Raw genomic sequence first — 16,993 nt, 5'->3', positions numbered from 1 at the left:
AGACCAACACGGTTCGTACGCGACTGTGTTGGTCTCGACACGCTAGCTTCGCGAGGGTCTGAACGAAGTGGCCCTCGACCGACGGTGCGCTCGCTCATGCCGTCACCGCCGCGGCACAGACCTTGAACTCCGGCATCCGCGAGGACGGGTCGAGGGCGTCGTTGGTCAGCCTGTTGGCGCCGACCCAGTGGAACGGGACGAAGACGGTGTCGGGACGGATGGTGGTGACGATCCGCGCGGGCGCCTTCAGCTCCCCACGAGCGGTTCGTACGACGACGGGGTCGCCGTCGTGCGCCCCGACCCGGTCCGCGAGCAGCGGGTGGAGCTCGACGAAGATGCCGTCGTCCGGCAGCTCCTTGATCCGCCGGGTCTGCGCACCGGACTGGTACTGGGCGAGGACCCGGCCGGTGGTCAGGTGGAGCGGGAAGTCGGCGGTTGTCTGCTCCGCCGGACCACGGTGGGCGACGTCGACGAATCGGGCGCGGCCGTCGGCGTGGAAGAAGGTGTCGGTGAAGAGGCGCGGGGTCCCGTCGCTGCCCTCCGGGCAGGGCCAGAAGACCCCGTCCTCCTCACGGATACGGTCGTAGGTGATCCCGCTGTAGTCGGCCTTCCCGCCCTTCGATGCGGCGCGGAGCTCGGTGAAGATCTCCTCGGGGTCGGTCTGCCAGCGGGTCGCGCCCGATACGACGGGACGTTCTTGTCGGTCTACCGACGGGTAATCGACAAGAACGTCCCGTCGTACCCCGGCCGGAGCCTCGAGTCGGGTGGCCAGGCCGGCGATCACGTCCAGGTCATTCCGCACGCCGTCGGGCGGGGTGATCGCCTGGTTGCGCAGGATGACCCGGCCCTCGAGGTTGGTCATGGTGCCGGTCTCCTCGGCCCACTGGGTCACGGGCAGGACCACGTCGGCGAGCGCGGCGGTCTCGCTCATCACCATGTCGGCCACGACCAGCAGATCCAGATCTGCCAGGCGGGAGGCGACGTGAGAGGCGTTGGGGGCGGAGACGACGATGTTGGAGCCGAAGACCAGAAGGCTCTTGGGGCCGTCGGGGGTGCCGAGGGCATCGAGGAGCTCGTAGGCGGAGCGCCCCTTGCCGGGGATGGTCTCCGGATCGATCCCCCAGACCCCGGCGACGTGCGCCCGAGCCGCAGGGTCGTCGATCATCCGGTAACCCGGAAGCTGGTCGGCCTTCTGACCGTGCTCGCGACCGCCCTGGCCGTTGCCCTGCCCGGTCAGGCAGCCGTAGCCGGAGAAGGGCCGCCCCGGCATGCCGAGCGCGAGCGCGACGTTGAGCCAGGCCAGCACGGTGGCGGTGCCCTGGGCGTGCTGCTCGGCGCCCCGCGCGGTCAGCACCATCACCTTCTCCGCGCCCGCGAGCAGGTCCGCGAGCTCACGCAGCTGCGCGGCCTCGACCCCGCTGACCCGCTCGACCATCTCCGGCCACCAGGCAGCCACGGAGCGGCGTACGTCCTGGAAGCCTGTGGTGCGTTCGGCGATGTAGTCCTCGTCGACCGCGCCGGCGGCGTCGAGCAGGTGCAGCACGCCGAGCGCGAGGGGCAGGTCGGTCCCGGGGACCGGCTGGAGAAAGAGGTCGGCACGCTCGCCCGTGGGAGTCAGCCGAGGGTCGATGACCACCACGCGGCCGCCCCTCTCGCGCAGCCGGTCGAGGTGGCGGGCCGCCGGCGGCATCGTCTCGGCGAGGTTGGAGCCGACCAGCACACAGACGTCGGTCTGCTCGATGTCAGCCAGCGGGAACGGCAGCCCGCGGTCGACGCCGAAGGCCTGGTTGCCGGCCGAGGCCGCCGAGGACATGCACCAGCGCCCGTTGTAGTCGATCTGGGAGGTGCCGAGCGCGACCCGGGCGAACTTCCCGAGCTGGTACGCCTTCTCGTTGGTCAGCCCGCCGCCACCGAAGACGGCGTTGGCGTCGGCGCCATGGACGTCGCGCAGCTCGGCGAGCTTCGCCGCGATCAGGTCGAGAGCCTCGTCCCACGTCGCCGCGCTCCACTCCCCCGTCGCCCGGTCGCGCACCATCGGGGTGGTGAGCCGCTCGCGGCTGCCGCGCAGCCCCGCTGCCGTCCACCCCTTGCGACACAACGCACCCTCGTTCACCGGGCTGTGCCGATTTTTCTGGGATCGCACACTGACCTCCAGACGGGGCCCTTTGCGTGAAAGGGTCATCCCGCACTGCAGACTGCAGTAAGGACAGTGGGTGTCGGTCACGCGTACTCACACCGTTTCGGGTCGGGGGTGGGCAACCCCTACATTCCGGCGTCGACGTTTCGCACCGACCGGCCCTCCGTACCCCTTCCGTCAACTTCCGCTCACCACCTCACAACCCACTTCTGCCGAGGCGGCGCCCGGATCTACTCCAGACGCCGAAGCCAGGCGGCGGGACGGCCGACGAGCCATTCGAGCGGGCCGGGACGGCCCCAGACGGTGACGAGAGCGCCGATGGTCAGCACGACGAGCACGTGGACGACGTACGACCCGGGGGTCTCCGCCGGCCAGACGGCAGCGGTCATCATCACCACGTGCAGGCTGTAGAGCGTCAGCGTCATCGTGCCGGCGCCGAACAGCACCGCCATCCCGACGCGCCACCGATCCGGCAGCCGCAGCGCGATCATCTGGCACGCGCCGATGACGAACATCGAGCTGCCGATCGTCTGCGCCAGGTCGAACGGCGTGGTCGAGTGCGGCGCGACGACCAGCAGCCACTGCCAGCCGCCGTCGATCGGCGTCTGGCCGTAGAGGCCGTGGCTCATCGCGGTCAGCGCGCTGTCGATGTCCATCCCGGGATGGCTACGCAGCAGCTCCTCGGCGACCGACGGCAGCCGCGTCAGCCTCCCGGACAGCCAGGTGGCCGAGATGGAGACGATGATGCCGCCGCTCCAGAGCATGCCGACCACGATCCGGTTGCGCAGGTCGATGCGGCCGATGGCCATGCCGATCAGCAGGTAGGCGAGCCACGGGACAGCCGGGTAGTAGCCGGTGAAGAGCAGCTCGGCGAGCAGCTGGCCCGGCTCCAGCAGCTGGGACGGCTCCGGGCTGTCGAACTGCCGCGGCGGCAGCAGCGGGCGGATTCCCATCGACAGCAGCGGACCCACCACGATCCAGGCCACGCCGAGCAGCCACAGCCACCGCACCCGCAGCCCGAGGAACGGGATGCCGATCAGGAACAGCATGCCGTAGTAGGTCAGGATGATCGCGATGCCAGTGCCGAGAGATCCGAGCACCAGCCCGAGCGCGGCGATCAGCACCGCCCGAGCGGCGAGCCCCATCGACCGGGACCCGAGCACCCATCCCCGCACCGGCGTCTGACGTCCGGTCATCAGCGCCAGGCTGACGCCGGCCAGCACCGCGAAGAGCGCCGCGGACCGGCCACCGGCCACCTCTTGGATCCTGGTCAGCTCCCCGGACGCGTCGACCGGGTCGAGCACGTGCGTCGCCATCATCCCCAGCAGCGCCAGGCACCGCGCCACATCGATCCCGACGAGACGCGTCGAGAGCCGGCCGGAGAGGCGGTCGGCGACGGAGGACGTGGAGGCGGACATCGACCCAAGAGTAGAGATATGTCACGTACGCGCCAGGTTCACCGGGATATGCCGCCTGATCTAACGTGAGAACGATGTCCGTAGACGCCTCCCTGACCCGCGAATGGGTAGGCCACGACGCCGGCAGCAGCGGCTACCGGCGGATCCTGATCGGCCTCTTCGCGGCCGGGATCGCGACCTTCGGGCAGATGTACTCCACCCAGGGCATCCTCCCCACCGTCGCCCAGGCGCTCGAGGTCAACGAGGCCTCGGCGGCGCTCACCGTCTCCACCGCCACCCTCGGCCTCGCGGTCAGCGTGCTCGGCTGGTCGTGGGTCGCGGACCGCATCGGCCGGGCCCCGGCGATGAAGATCGCGCTCTCGCTCTCCCTCGTCCTCGGCCTGCTCACCCCGCTCGCCCCCGGCTTCACCACGCTGCTCGTCCTACGCAGCCTCGAAGGCCTCGCCCTCGGCGGCGTACCCGCCCTCGCGGTCGCCTACCTGGCCGAGGAGATCCACGTACGCCACGTCAGCCTCGCCGCGGCCATCTACATCTCCGGCACCACGGTCGGCGGCCTCCTGGGCCGGGTCGTCACCGGACCGTTCGCCGACCTCGGCGGCTGGCGCCTGGGCGTCTTGGCCGGCGGGATCCTCTCCGCGATCGCCGCCGTCATCGCCATCACGCTGATCCCGCGTGCCCAGGGCTGGGCCCGCCCGACCGGTAGGCCGACCACCTCCGTACGTGAAGGGGTGCTCGCCAACCTCCGCGACCCGGGCATGCTCGTCCTCTACGGGCAGGCGGCGCTGCTGATGGGCGGGTTCGTGGCGACGTACAACTATCTGGGGTTCCGCCTCGAACGCGAGCCCTTCGGGCTGCCGGTGGCGATCTCGAGCCAGATCTTCTTCGCCTACCTCGGCGGCACCGTGTCGTCCTCGGTCGCGGGCCGCCTGGCCGCCACCCACGGCCGGCGAAAGGTCATGCTGACCTGCGTCGTCATCACGATCGTCGGGGTCGTGATGACCCTCCCCGACAACCTCGCGATGGTCCTGACCGGCCTCCTCGTCCTCACCACCGGCTTCTTCGGCGCCCACGGTGTCGCCTCGGGCTGGGTGGGCGCCCGCGCCCGGGTCGGGAAAGCCCAGGCCAGCGCCCTTTACAACCTCTTCTACTACGGCGGCTCGAGCCTCTTCGGCTGGCTGCTCGGCTATGCGTACGTCGTCGGCTGGTGGGGACTCGCCACCGCCGTCATCGCTCTGGCGCTGGTCTCGCTGGCCTGGTCCTGGCTCGCCGCCCACGACTGAGTCCTACCGTCGGTCGAGCCGGATTCGTGAGGGACGAACGAATCCGTGTCGAGACCGACGTGGCGGTCAGATGCGGAAGTGTTCGCGGGCGAACTCGAGCGACTCGCGCAGGTCGGCGATGCGGCCGGCCCGCGAGCCGGACTTGCGGGTGTTGATCTCCAGCACGATCTCGCCCTCGAACCCTGATGCGGCCAGGTGGCGAAGGAACCGGTCGGCTCCCATGTGTCCGCGGCCGGGGATGAGGTGCTCGTCCTTGGCCGAGCCGGTGCCGTCGGTGAGGTGGACGTGCCGGAGCCGCGGACCCAGCCGCTTCGCCATCTCGATCACGTCATCACCGGCGATCGCGGCGTGGGAGAGGTCGATGGTGGTGTTCGCGTACTCCTCGGTCGAGGGGTCCCAGTGGGGCAGATACATCTGCGTGGCGCGCTTGGCCGCCCGCCACGGGTACATGTTCTCCACCGCGAAGCGCAGCCCGGTCGACCGCTCCAGCGTGGCGATCCCCTCCACGAAGCCGACCGCGTACTCACGCTGCCAGCGGAACGGCGGGTGGACGACGACCACCTGGGCCCCGACCTCGACGGCCATCTCGGCCGACCGCTCGAGCTTGCCCCAGGGCTCGAAGCCCCAGACCTGCTGGGTGAACAGCAACGTCGGCGCGTGGATCGCGACGACCGGTAGGCCGTGGTGCTCGGAGAGCTGCTTGATCGCATGGGTCTGCTGGGAGAGGGCATCGAGCCCGACCATCACCTCGACACCGTCGTATCCCACCTCGGCCGCATAGGCGAAGCCGTGGGCGGTCGACTCTGGGTAGGTCGAGGAGGTCGACAGCGAGATCATCGCGGGGTCTCCTACTCAGCACTTCCGATGAAGGACAGGTGGTCCATGCGGTCGAGGATCAGCCCCTCACGCAGCGCCCAGGGGCAGATCTCGAAGGCTGGCAGATCGAAGATGTCGAGGCACGCCTCGGCGACCAGCGCACCCGGGACGATCTGATGGGCCCGCGAGGGGCTGACGCCGGGCAGCTCCGAGAGCTCCTCGAGCGACATGTCCAGCAGCTTCGGGATCCAGCGGCGCAGCTCGGCCAGCGACAGATCGCGGCGCACCCGCAGCCCCTCACCGCTCGGCGCGGCGCCGCAGATGCGTGCCAGCGATCGGAATGTCTTCGAGGTCGCCACCGCCATCTCCGGGCGGCCACCGCGCAGGATCTTGCCCGCGTCCTCGGCGATCGCGGCGCGGATCATCCGGCGCATCTCCCGCAGCTCGTCGTCGGTCGGCCGGTCACCGGAGTAGCTGCGCGCGAGCCGGCCGGCGCCGAGCGGCAGCGACCACGCGACGTACGGCTGCTCGTCCAGTCCGGCCGCGATCTCCAGCGAACCGCCGCCGATGTCGAAGACGGCGAGCCGGCCCGCGGACCAGCCGAACCAGCGGCGTACGGCCAGGAAGGTCAGCCGCGCCTCGTCGTCGCCGGGAAGGACCTCGATCTCGACCCCGGTCTCGGCGTGTACGCGGTCGAGCACGGCCTGCGAGTTGCCGGCATCGCGCACCGCCGAGGTCGCGAACGCCAGCATCTCGGCGACCCCCTTCTCCTCCGCGACCCGCACCGAGTCCCGGGTGAACGCGGCCAGCGCCTCGATCCCCGCCTCGGTCACGTCGCCCGCGTCGTCGAGATGCTCCGCCAGCCTCAAGGGCTGCTTGAACGAGTACGCCGGCAACGGGGCGGCCCCGCCGTGGGCGTCGACCACGAGCAGGTGTCCCGTGTTCGATCCGATGTCGAGTACGCCCAGACGCATGGCTCTACGCTACTTCGCTGGGCGTACCTCGTGTTCCAAAGGTTGCCCTGCGGGCGATTCAGCGGCTGGAGGTAGCCGAAGCGTGTTCGAGGTCGAGGGCCGCCGCGACCGGGGCAGGCTCCCCGATCCGGGCGTTGACGGCTCCCGCGAGGACGACCACCAGCGCGGCAGCCGCAGGCATGGCCAGGGCCGCCTCGGTGCCCCAGCGTTCGGCGATCTCGCCGGTGACCGCGGAGGCGAGGGACTGCCCGAGGATCACGCCGGAGCCGAGCATTGTCATCACGGTGGCCGAGCGGCCGACCGGGCTGCGGCGGGCACCGAGGCCGTACTGCGTGACCAGCGTCGGACCGATCCCGATGCCGACGACGAGCAGCGCGAGCACCATCCCGGTCAGCGAGGACACCGTCGGCAGCACGAGGGCACCGGCGAGCATCACGCCGCCGAAGACCAGCCAGCGCGCGGTCGCGGTGAAGCCGACTGGGAAGGCCGCGACGCCCAGCGCCAGCGCGGCGGACCCGACGCCCATCGCGGCGTAGATCAGGCCGGCCTCCTCCGGGCGGCCGTGGTCGGCCATGAACGCGGTCAGCGAGGTGAGCATCGAGCCGAAGAAGAGGCCGACGCCGAGGATGCCGACCACGACGACGACCACGCCCGGACGAGCGAGCTCACGGGCGGAGCCCGCGGCCGGCGTACGTCCAGCGGTCGCCTGCGCGGTCGCGGCGCTCGGGTAAACGGCGAAGGCCGAGACGAAGATCAGGGTGAGCACCGCAGCGGCGACGACCGGTGCCCACGGGTCGATCGTCACGGCGAGGACGCCGGCGACGACCGGGCCGACGATGAAGACGATCTCGTCGGCCGCCGACTCGTAGGCCATCGTCGAGTTGAGCACCCGCACGCGGCGTGCCGGGACGATGTGCTCAGAGATGATCGCGAACAGCCGAGACCGCGACAGCGGGGCGATCTGCGGGGCGGTCGCACCGACCAGGAACGCCACCGCCAGCACCGCCACGTCCGGCAGCGGGCTGTAGACGACCCAGGCCATGGCCGCCAACGCTGCGCTGCTGAGGACGCTGATCACCAGCAGGACGCGACGCTGACCGAACCGGTCGACGGCCGCACCCAGAAGCGGGCCGCACGTCGCGGCGCCGATCCCCACCATCGCTGAGTTCAGACCACCGAGCGCCAGCGATCCGCGGCCCGCGACGACCAGCGTCAGCACACCGACGACCATCATCGCGTACGGCATCCGCGCGACCAGCGCGAGCGGGAAGTACGTCTTCCCGACGGCGCGAACCAGCCTCTGCTCGCCCTGCCCTGACATCACTTTCGAACCTCCCGCTGCGAACCGCGGCTCTGTGCCGCCTTGGTCCGCCGGCGGGGCCAGCGCGAGGTGATACACACGAAGAAAACGGAGCGGTCGCTCCGCAGATACAAGAATACGCTCCCCTCCCCACTCCCTCGGAATCGTCGGCTCCTCGGGCCACGCCACGAGATCATGGTCGCCATCACGTGCGTCCGGGGCCCGGGACGTAGGCTTACGAGGTGCCCGAAGTACCCCTGGATTTCCCGCGTGCGTGGGTGGAGTTCGCCAACCCCGACGACCCGGACGAGCGGATGCGCTGCGACCTGACCTGGTTGACGTCGGCGTACTCCTGCATCTTCGGCAACGGCTGTCCAGGGATGTTCAAGAGCTCGCCGGACGTCGGGTGCTGCACGCTGGGGGCGCACTTCGCCGACGAGGAGGACGAGTCCCGGACGGCGGAGTTCGTCCAGAAGCTGACCCCGGAGCTGTGGGAGCAGCACCCGGGGCGCGAGGTGGGGACCGACGACTGGGTCGAGCTCGATGACGACGGCGAGCGGAAGACGCGCGTAACGGAGTTTCGCGGGCAGGAGTCGTGCGTGCTGTCCAACCGGCCGGGATTCGCCGGCGGATCGGGGTGCGCGCTCCACATCCTGGCCGCGGCCGAGGGCCGGGAGCACTTCGAGACGAAGCCGGACGTGTGCTGGCAGCTGCCGATCCGGCGTACGTTCCGTGACGTCGAGCTCACCGACGGGACGACCTACACCGAGGTGACGATCACCGAGTACGACCGACGCGGCTGGGGCCCGGGCGGTCACGACCTGGACTGGTACTGCTCCGGCAACACCGAGGCCCACGTCGCCGTCGAGCCCGTCTACCTCACCAACGCGGCCGAGCTCACCGAGCTGATGGGCCAGGCGGCGTACGCCGAGCTCGTCCGCCACTGCGAGGCGCACGTCCGGTCGAGGTCCGCGCTGGCCCTCCACCCCGCCAGCCCGCGCTGACCTGCACCAGGACGCCGAGCTATCTCTCGACATCAAGAGATAGCGACCCTGGATTGGTCTCTCCCTCAGCGAGCGTTCAGAATCGTTACATGCGCCTGGACCACGTTTCGTACGCTGCAGGACCCGATGGCTTGGCTCAGACCGCCAAGCAGCTCGGCGAGCTGCTCGGCCAGGAGTTCGTCGATGGCGGCGTCCACCCTCGCTTCGGCACCCGCAACTTCATCCTCCCGATGCGCGGCGGCCTCTACCTCGAGGTCGTCGAGGCGCTCGAGCATCCGGCCAGCGACAAGGCCCCGTTCGGGCAGGCCGTCAAGGCCCGTTCCGCGCTCGGCGGCGGCTGGATCGGCTTCGTGATCGGCGTCGACGACATGACCCCGATCGAGGATCGGCTCGGCCGCAAGGCAGTTCCCGGCAACCGTCACCTCCCCGACGGTCGCGAGCTCCACTGGCAGCAGATCGGCATCAACGGCCTGATCGCCGACCCGCAGCTGCCCTACTTCATCAAGTGGGAGACCCCCGATCTCCACCCCGGCAACGCCGGCTCCGACATCACCCTCACCGACCTGGAGATCTCCGGTGATCCCGAGCGGGTCAAGGACTACCTCGGCGACGAGCTGAAGGAGCGGGTCGACCCCTGGACCGGCAAGCCCGCCGAGAACGTCCACATCGACTGGGTCGCCGAGCACGGCACCCCCGGCCTGCTGGCCGCCAAGTTCGTGACGCCCCACGGCGAGGTCCGGATCTGACAAGGCTCGACCTCCCCGGCGCGACGGGAGCGATCCCGTGACCTTCGGTGGTCGAGCTTGTCGAGACCACCCTCCGAGGAAACATGAGCCGCACTGACCTCCCCGGCGCGACGGGAGCGATCCCGTCGCCGAACATCTGGCACCACACCGCGACGTACGAGATCGAGAACCGTGCGCTCGACCCGCACGGTCGGCTCTGGGCCGCCATGGCCGAGACCGCGCCGTGGGCCGGGCGCGACGTCCTCGACCTGGGCTGCGGCACCGGGTTCTACCTGCCGAAGTTCGCCGAAGACGCCCGCGCCGTCACCGGCATCGAGCCGCATCCGGACCTGGTGACGCTGGCCCGGCGGCGTACGAGACGACTCTCGAACGTCACCGTCCACAACGGCATCGCGCAGCAGCTGCCGCTCCCGCCCGCGTCGGTCGACGTCATGCACGCTCGTTGGGCCTACTTCTTCGGCCCTGGCTGTGAGCCAGGGCTCGGCGAGCTCGACCGGGTGATGCGCCGCGGCGGTGTGGCGATGGTGATCGACAACGACGGCTCCCGTTCGAGCTTCGGCGCATGGTTCCGCCGTGGCTACCCGAACGTCCCGCCGCCCGAGGAGCAGGAGCGGTTCTGGTCGATGCACGGCTGGACGCGCGTCCCCGTCGACATGGACTGGTCGTTCAGCACTCGCGCGGACCTGGAGGCCGTCGTACGGATCGAGTTCGATCAGGCGACCGCGGCGGCGATCCTGGACGAACACCAGGGGACGTACGTCGATTACGCGGTGAACCTCTGGTGGAAGCAGTTCTAGGCCCTAGAGCCGCGTCGCGGTCTGGACCAGCGTGGCCAGGGCGAGTGAACGGCTGTGCTGCGGCCAGGCGATGACCGTGGTGACCTCGGGAGCGTCCAGGACCGGGACGGTGGCGACGCCGTGTTGCTGCTCGGCGCGCGCGGACTCCGGCAGGATCGTGTACGCCCGGCCGAGCCCGATCAGCTGATAGAGCTGCGCCAAGTCGCGGATCTCCGGTCCGGGGCCGTCGGGGAACCCTCCACCGGCCGACGGCCAGCGCATCGGCGGGAGGCTCGGGATGTCCTCGAGGTCAGCCAGCCTCAGCTGTGGCCGGGTAACCCAGGGGTGGCTGGAGGGCAGGACCGCGACCTGACCCTCGGTGAGCAGATCCTCCGAGTCGAGCCCGTCGACGGAGTCGAACGGAAGATGCAGCAGCGCGATGTCGGCCCGGCCGTCACGCAGCCTCGGCCCCTGCTCCCCGATACCGCACAGGTCGACCTCGACCTTCACCGACCCCGGCTCGGCAGCGTAGGCGTCGAGCAGCTTTGTCAGGAGCTCCGTCGAGGCGCCGGCCTTGGAGACCAGGACCAGGGCCGGTTCGGCACCGTCGCCGGTCGCGCGACGGGTGCGGCGCTCGGCCGCGTCGACAGCGTCGAGGGCAGCGCGGGCCTCGGCGAGGAGCACGCGGCCGGCGTCAGTCAGCGTGACGCCCCGGCTGTTGCGCTCGAGCAGCGGGCCACCAAGCCGCCGCTCGAGCCGGCTGATCGCGCGTGACAGCGGCGGCTGGGCGATCCCGAGACGAGCCGCCGCGCGGCTGAAGTGAAGCTCCTCGGCGACCGCGACGAAGTAGCGAAGCTCGCGCGTCTCCATGATCTCGACCCTACTCCGACCTGGAAACATACCCAGCAGGTATGGGTGGCCACCGAGGTGATATTGGAGTGTTCCCCGGGCCACCGACCAGGCTTGACGGCATGAGCGAAAACACGATCGCGCTGGTCACCGGCGCAAACAAGGGAATCGGCTACGAGATCGCCGCAGGCCTCGGCGCACGGGGCTGGAAGGTCGGTGTCGGCGCCCGCGACGACGCCCGCCGCGAGGCCGCCGTGGAGAAGCTGCGCGCCAACGGCGTCGACGCCTTCGGGGTGCCGCTGGATGTGACCGACGACGCCAGTGCCGCCGCCGCGGCCCGGCTGCTCGAGGAGCAGGGCGGGCTCGACGTACTCGTCAACAACGCCGGAGTCACCGGCGGCATGCCGCAGAACCCGACGACCGTCTCGATCGAGGCCATGCGGATGGCGGTCGAGACCAACGTCTTCGGCGTCGTGCGGGTCATCAACGCGACGCTGCCGCTGCTGCGACGCTCCTCGTCTCCGCGGATCGTCAACATGTCCAGCGGCGTCGGGTCGCTCGCCCGCCAGACGGCGACCGATGACCCGCTGGCGGTGGGACCGATCTCGGGGGCGTACAGCCCGTCGAAGACGTTCCTCAACGCCGTCACGATCCAGTACGCCAAGGAGCTGCGCGACACGAACATCCTGATCAACCTCGGCTGCCCCGGGTTCGTGGCCACCGACCTGAACGGCTTCCGTGGCGTACGCACTCCTGAAGAGGGCGCCCGGATCGCGATCAGCCTCGCGACCCTTCCCGACGGCGGCCCGACCGGCGGCTACTTCGAGGACGCCGGCGTCATTCCCTGGTGATTACATTCACCTGAAATCCAAGTACACGACAGCAAAAGCCGCCACCCTAGGAGCGACCGGGTCCTCTCGGACCTCTCGGAAAGGTAAGGAGCTCCACAGATGCGCCTCACTCCACGTCCCGGGCATCGCCTCGGCACGGTCATCGGTTCTCTCCTCATCACGTTGGCGGCCAGCTTGGTCGCCATCACCTCCACAGCCGCCCCCGCCCACGCCGACGCCTGCTACACCTGGGGTCGCACCCTGCAGCAGGGCGCGACCGGGTCCGACGTCACCCAACTGCAGATCCGGGTGGCCGGATGGGCGACATCGCGCACGATCTTCACGATCGACGGATCCTACGGCCCGGCGACCACGACCGCGGTTCGAAACTTCCAGTCCGCCTACGGCCTCAGCGCAGACGGCGTCGCGGGGCCCAACACGTTCAACAAGCTCTACGCCCTCCAAGACGACGACTGCACTCCCATCCACTTCTCGTGGAGCGAGGTCGACGACGTCTGCTTCGGAGGCTGGCCGACGCCGGTCTCCGGGACCACGATCGCCCAGGTCAAAGCCAACCTGATGCAGGCGATGTGGCGAGCCGAGGCGATCCGGCACCGGCTCGGCGACAACCCGCTGAGGGTGACGTCGGCCTACCGCTCCAAGGCCTGCAACGACAGGGTCGGCGGAGCATCCAACAGCAACCACCTCTATGGCCGCGGGATGGACCTGGTCCCCGGCAGCAGCGCGACGACCATGTGTGGCATCGCGCGGGCCTCACGCCAGTCGTTCCCGCAGGTGCTCGGGCCGGGATATCCCGACCACAGCGACCACGTCCACCTCGGCATCCAGTCGAGCGTCTTCCACAGCGCGTCGCAGTGCTTCTAGGACTGTGAGCTCTTAGGACAAGTCGACGAGCTGGTCGGGATCGGGATCGGTCCCGACCAGCTCTCGGAGCTGGTGAGCTAGGAAGACCCGCGCACGGTGAGGACCGGTTTGAGCATCACGCCCGGCGCGGCGTAGGACGGGGTCGCGAGCAGCTCCTCGAGAGCCTTGACCAGCTCGCGGGCGGCCTCCTCCAGCGGAGGACGTACGGAGGTGATCCCCGGCGGCACGGTCTGCGCGACCTGGGAGTCGTCGAAGCCGACCACCGCGATGTCCTCGCCGAGCCGCAGCCGCCGCTCGAAGAGCGAGTGGAGCACGCCCATCGCGAGGGTGTCGGAGGCGCAGACGAGCGCGGTCGGCTCGGTCTCGTCCAGGATCGCGTCGGCGGCCGCCTTGCCCGAGCTGATCGAGTCCTCGGTGCGCGAGGCCAGGCCGGTGGTCGAGAGGCCGTGGGTGTGCATCGCGTGGATCCAGCCGCTGCGCCGCTCCTCCCCCAGCAGGGAGTCCTTGTGCCAGCCGATCCAGGCGATCTTGGAGTGGCCGCGCTCGATCAGGTGCTCAGTCGCGATCTCAGCGCCGTAGGCGAGGTCGACGTCGACCCAGGGATGCTTGGCGTCGGGCTGGGTCCAGGGGCGACCGAAGGAGACGAACCGCGCCCGCCTGGACTGCAGCCAGGTCGTCTGCTGGCCACCGAGGTGGGTGTCGGTCACCACGAAGGCGTCGACCGCAGTCGACCGGAGGAGCTCGTCGTAGCCGTCGAGCGGGTCGGCAGGGTCGCCGTAGAAGAGCAGCACGTGGTAGCCGGTCTCGGCGGCGGCTTCGACGAAGGTGTGGACGAACCGGTCCATCATCGCGTTGGCGGTGCCCTCCTGGAGGGCGGGCATCCGCAGGCCGATCAGGTGGCTGGCCCTGGTCCGGAGGCTCCGCGCGGCCCGGTTGGGCTGATAGCCGAGCTTGTCGATCGCGTCCTGCACCCGGGCCAGGGTGTCGGCGCGCAGCAGGTCGGGGTTGTTGACCGCGTTGGAGACCGTCTGCCGGGAGACGCCGGCCAGCTCAGCGACGTCTGCCAGGGTCGGCGGAGCGGCCGAGATATGACCGCCGGAACGCGGCATCACCACGCCCTGCCTCCCTTGATACCGATGTGAAACTCTGGATCGTTCCAAGCCATGGTAACGAAGGCTGACCCCGCACGATGCTTTCACCCCTAATGTCGGTCTCGACCCGCTTCGCGGGTTCGCAAGCTCACCCGCTGCGCTCGCTCGACCTCCTCGCGTTGCGCCGCCGCTCGTTCCTCGCGGCGACGCAGGCTCGGATGTCGGCGCTGTGCTCTAGATTGCAGGACATGGCTACCGCTCGTTCGTCCAAACGCGCCACCTACCGATGCTCCGAGTGCGGCTGGGAGACAGCGAAGTGGGTCGGTCGCTGTGGCGAGTGCCAGGCGTGGGGGTCGGTCGCCGAGGCGGCCGCCCCGATCGGGCGTACGCAGGCGTCCCCCGTCTCCACCGCGGCGGTGCCGATCGGACAGGTGTCGGTGAGCGAGTCGGAGCGGCGTACGTCGGGGGTGCCGGAGCTCGACCGGGTCCTCGGCGGCGGGCTGGTGCCGGGGGCCGCGATCCTGCTGGCCGGCGAGCCGGGCGTCGGGAAGTCGACGCTGTTGCTGGAGGTGGCCGCGCAGACGGCGCGCTACGGACGCCGGGCGCTGTACGTGACCGGTGAGGAGTCCGCCTCGCAGGTGCGTCTGCGGGCCGACCGCACCAACGCGATCCAGGACGAGCTCTATCTCGCCGCCGAGACCGATCTCGGCGCGATGCTGACCCATATCGAGGAGAGCCGGCCCGAGCTGATCGTGGTCGACTCCGTGCAGACCATCGGCGCCTCCGGGGTCGAGGGTGCGCCCGGTGGAGTGACCCAGGTGCGCGAGGTCGCGGCGGCGCTGATCCGGGTCGCCAAGACGCGCAACATCACGACCGTGCTGGTCGGCCATGTGACCAAGGACGGGGCGATCGCCGGGCCGCGGGTGCTGGAGCACCTGGTCGACGTGGTCCTCCACTTCGAGGGTGCCCGTGACTCACGGTTCCGGATGGTGCGGGCGATGAAGAACCGCTTCGGTCCGATCGACGAGGTGGGCTGCTTCGACCTGTCCTCCGAGGGCATCGTGGCGGTCACCGACCCCTCCGGGCTCTTCGTGGAGACCCATCACGTCGCAGTCCCCGGCACCTGCGTCACGGTGACGATGGAGGGGCGCCGACCGCTGCTCGCCGAGATCCAGGCGCTGACCGTGCTGGGCGCGGAGGAGCGGGCGAAGCGTACGACCTCGGGGTTGGACGGCTCCCGGCTCGCGATGATCCTTGCCGTGCTGCAGCGGCACGCGCGGGTAGGCCTCTCGGGTCGCGACGTGTTCGCCTCGACCGTCGGCGGGGCCAGGATCAGCGACCCGGCCGCCGACCTGGCGCTGGCGCTCGCGGTCGCCTCGAGCCACACCGGCACTCCGACCCCACGCGGGGTGGTGGCGCTCGGGGAGATCGGCCTGGCCGGCGAGCTGCGACGGGTGCGCGATCTCGACCAACGACTCTCCGAGGCGGCGCGGCTCGGGTTCACCGTGGCGGTCGTCCCTGCCGACCCGGGGACGCCGGTGCCCAACCGTCCCAATGAGCGCGACGTAGACGGAATGCGTGTCTTTGAGGTACATAGCATCGGTTCTGCCCTGGAATTCCTCCGCTTGGTGTAATGATCTTGGTGACTCGTGGCAGATCGCTCTCGGCATTACGGTTGGATCCACCGCTAGAATCACCTCATCCCACTCCGAAAGGAATCCCGTGCCCGCCGACCGCACCGCGGACTCCATCCGACTGCGCGAGACGCTCGCTCTCATCGCGCCCGGGACACCGCTGCGTGACGGGCTCGAGCGGATCCTTCGGGGCCGCACCGGCGCGCTGATCGTGCTCGGCTACGACAGCATGGTCGATGGGATCTCGACCGGGGGCTTCACGCTCGACGTTCCGTTCACCTCCACCGGCCTGCGTGAGCTCGCCAAGATGGACGGGGCGATCATCGTCGACGACTCGCTGAGCCGCATCGTGCAGGCCGCCGTCCACCTGATGCCCGACCACACCATCCCCTCGACCGAGACCGGCACCCGGCACCGCACCGCCGACCGGGTCGCGAAGCAGACCGGTCACCCGGTGATCTCGGTGTCCCAGTCGATGCAGATCATCGCCGCCTACGTCGGACAGACCCGCCACGTCCTGGAGGACTCCGGCCAGATCCTCTCCCGCGCCAACCAGGCGCTGGCGACCCTGGAGCGCTACAAGCTGCGGCTCGACGAGGTCGCATCGACCTTGTCGGCGCTGGAGATCGAAGACCTGGTGACCGTGCGCGACGTCGCCGTGGTGGCGCAGCGCCTCGAGATGGTCACCCGCATCGCCCGCGAGATCGAGGACTACGTCCTCGAGCTCGGCACCGACGGCCGACTGCTGTCCCTCCAACTGGAGGAGCTCATCACCGGTGTCGACGCCGAGCGCGAGATGGTCATTCGCGACTACCTCCCGCGCGGACGTCGCTCCCGCAGCCCCGAGGAGCTGCTGGCCGAGCTCGAGGCGCTCAACTCCGCCGAGCTCGTCGACCCCGCAGCCACCGCTCGCGTCCTGGGCCTGACCACCTCCGACGCGCTCGACGGCGCCGTCGCCCCGCGCGGCTACCGCCTCCTCGCGAAGGTCCCGCGCCTCCCTCCCGCCGTCGTCGACCGCCTCGTCGACCACTTCGGCACCCTCCAGAAGCTCCTCTCCGCCAGCGTCGACGACCTCCAGGCCGTCGAAGGCGTCGGCGAGCTCCGTGCCCGCTCCGTACGCGAGGGCCTCTCCCGCCTCGCCGAGTCCACCATCCTCGAGCGCTACGTCTGACAAGCCCCCTGCCGAGGCGTCACCCTCGTCGGCCGAAGCGTCACTCCCGTCGTCCGAGTTGGCACGCCGGTGCCAACTCGGA

At 70.1% G+C, this 16,993-nt stretch carries 15 protein-coding genes; 8 read left to right on the top strand and 7 right to left on the bottom strand.

The genetic code is table 11. The annotated features are described in order from the left end of the window. Positions 1–94 precede the first annotated feature (94 nt). On the bottom strand, positions 95–2,224 hold the full coding sequence (locus H5T77_RS23350) for a molybdopterin oxidoreductase family protein (RefSeq protein WP_292653004.1): 2,130 nt from the start codon (positions 2,222–2,224) through the stop codon (positions 95–97). Between the two features lie 143 nt (positions 2,225–2,367). Next, positions 2,368–3,555: a heparan-alpha-glucosaminide N-acetyltransferase domain-containing protein gene (locus tag H5T77_RS23345; RefSeq protein WP_292653003.1), complete on the bottom strand. Its 1,188-nt coding sequence runs from the start codon at positions 3,553–3,555 to the stop codon at positions 2,368–2,370. A gap of 74 nt (positions 3,556–3,629) precedes the next feature. Between H5T77_RS23345 and H5T77_RS23340 the strand changes: the two genes are divergently transcribed. Further along, on the top strand, positions 3,630–4,835 hold the full coding sequence (locus H5T77_RS23340; RefSeq protein ID WP_292653002.1) for an MFS transporter: 1,206 nt from the start codon (positions 3,630–3,632) through the stop codon (positions 4,833–4,835). Between the two features lie 66 nt (positions 4,836–4,901). Here H5T77_RS23340 and H5T77_RS23335 read toward each other — a convergent pair whose 3' ends face one another. The 3 genes from H5T77_RS23335 to H5T77_RS23325 are packed head-to-tail and all read right to left on the bottom strand — an operon-like array spanning position 4,902 to position 7,946. Further along, entirely contained in the window at positions 4,902–5,672 is a 771-nt protein-coding gene (locus H5T77_RS23335) for a sugar phosphate isomerase/epimerase family protein (protein ID WP_292653001.1), read from the bottom strand. A gap of 11 nt (positions 5,673–5,683) precedes the next feature. Next, positions 5,684–6,625 carry a Ppx/GppA family phosphatase gene (locus H5T77_RS23330; RefSeq protein ID WP_292653000.1) on the bottom strand — a complete coding sequence of 314 codons (942 nt, stop codon included), beginning with the start codon at positions 6,623–6,625 and terminating at the stop codon, positions 5,684–5,686. Between the two features lie 58 nt (positions 6,626–6,683). Further along, positions 6,684–7,946 carry an MFS transporter gene (locus H5T77_RS23325; protein ID WP_292652999.1) on the bottom strand — a complete coding sequence of 421 codons (1,263 nt, stop codon included), beginning with the start codon at positions 7,944–7,946 and terminating at the stop codon, positions 6,684–6,686. A gap of 221 nt (positions 7,947–8,167) precedes the next feature. On the opposite strand from H5T77_RS23325, the gene H5T77_RS23320 reads away from it, so the two are divergent. From H5T77_RS23320 to H5T77_RS23310, 3 genes are all read left to right on the top strand, one after another. Beyond that, positions 8,168–8,929, top strand: coding sequence for a DUF3109 family protein (locus H5T77_RS23320; protein WP_292652998.1), 762 nt, complete (start codon positions 8,168–8,170; stop codon positions 8,927–8,929). 89 nt (positions 8,930–9,018) lie between these two features. Further along, entirely contained in the window at positions 9,019–9,675 is a 657-nt protein-coding gene (locus H5T77_RS23315; protein ID WP_292652997.1) for a VOC family protein, read from the top strand. An 83-nt stretch (positions 9,676–9,758) separates the two neighbouring features. Further along, on the top strand, positions 9,759–10,472 hold the full coding sequence (locus H5T77_RS23310) for a class I SAM-dependent methyltransferase (RefSeq protein WP_292652996.1): 714 nt from the start codon (positions 9,759–9,761) through the stop codon (positions 10,470–10,472). Between the two features lie 3 nt (positions 10,473–10,475). Here the strand turns inward: H5T77_RS23310 and H5T77_RS23305 are convergent, their stop codons facing one another. Beyond that, positions 10,476–11,321, bottom strand: coding sequence for a LysR family transcriptional regulator (locus H5T77_RS23305; RefSeq protein WP_292652995.1), 846 nt, complete (start codon positions 11,319–11,321; stop codon positions 10,476–10,478). A 101-nt stretch (positions 11,322–11,422) separates the two neighbouring features. Here H5T77_RS23305 and H5T77_RS23300 point away from each other — a divergent pair, with 101 nt between their 5' ends. Together H5T77_RS23300 and H5T77_RS23295 are read left to right on the top strand one after the other, a co-directional pair. Beyond that, complete coding sequence (locus tag H5T77_RS23300; RefSeq protein ID WP_292652994.1) at positions 11,423–12,151, top strand: SDR family oxidoreductase; 729 nt, start codon at positions 11,423–11,425, stop codon at positions 12,149–12,151. A gap of 99 nt (positions 12,152–12,250) precedes the next feature. Further along, a complete protein-coding gene (locus tag H5T77_RS23295) occupies positions 12,251–13,015 on the top strand; it encodes a D-Ala-D-Ala carboxypeptidase family metallohydrolase (RefSeq protein ID WP_292652993.1) in 765 nt (254 codons plus the stop codon). A gap of 77 nt (positions 13,016–13,092) precedes the next feature. Here the strand turns inward: H5T77_RS23295 and H5T77_RS23290 are convergent, their stop codons facing one another. Next, on the bottom strand, positions 13,093–14,124 hold the full coding sequence (locus H5T77_RS23290; RefSeq protein WP_292653005.1) for a LacI family DNA-binding transcriptional regulator: 1,032 nt from the start codon (positions 14,122–14,124) through the stop codon (positions 13,093–13,095). 230 nt (positions 14,125–14,354) lie between these two features. On the opposite strand from H5T77_RS23290, the gene radA reads away from it, so the two are divergent. After that, positions 14,355–15,740 carry a DNA repair protein RadA gene (gene radA / locus H5T77_RS23285; RefSeq protein WP_292652992.1) on the top strand — a complete coding sequence of 462 codons (1,386 nt, stop codon included), beginning with the start codon at positions 14,355–14,357 and terminating at the stop codon, positions 15,738–15,740. 88 nt (positions 15,741–15,828) lie between these two features. Beyond that, entirely contained in the window at positions 15,829–16,911 is a 1,083-nt protein-coding gene (gene disA, locus H5T77_RS23280; protein ID WP_292652991.1) for a DNA integrity scanning diadenylate cyclase DisA, read from the top strand. Positions 16,912–16,993: the final 82 nt, after the last annotated feature.

The organism is Nocardioides sp., assembly GCF_014360585.1.
Classification (GTDB): domain Bacteria; phylum Actinomycetota; class Actinomycetes; order Propionibacteriales; family Nocardioidaceae; genus Nocardioides.
The sequence above is the reverse complement of the archived record's forward strand: the minus strand, read 5'-3'. Positions and strand labels throughout refer to the sequence as shown.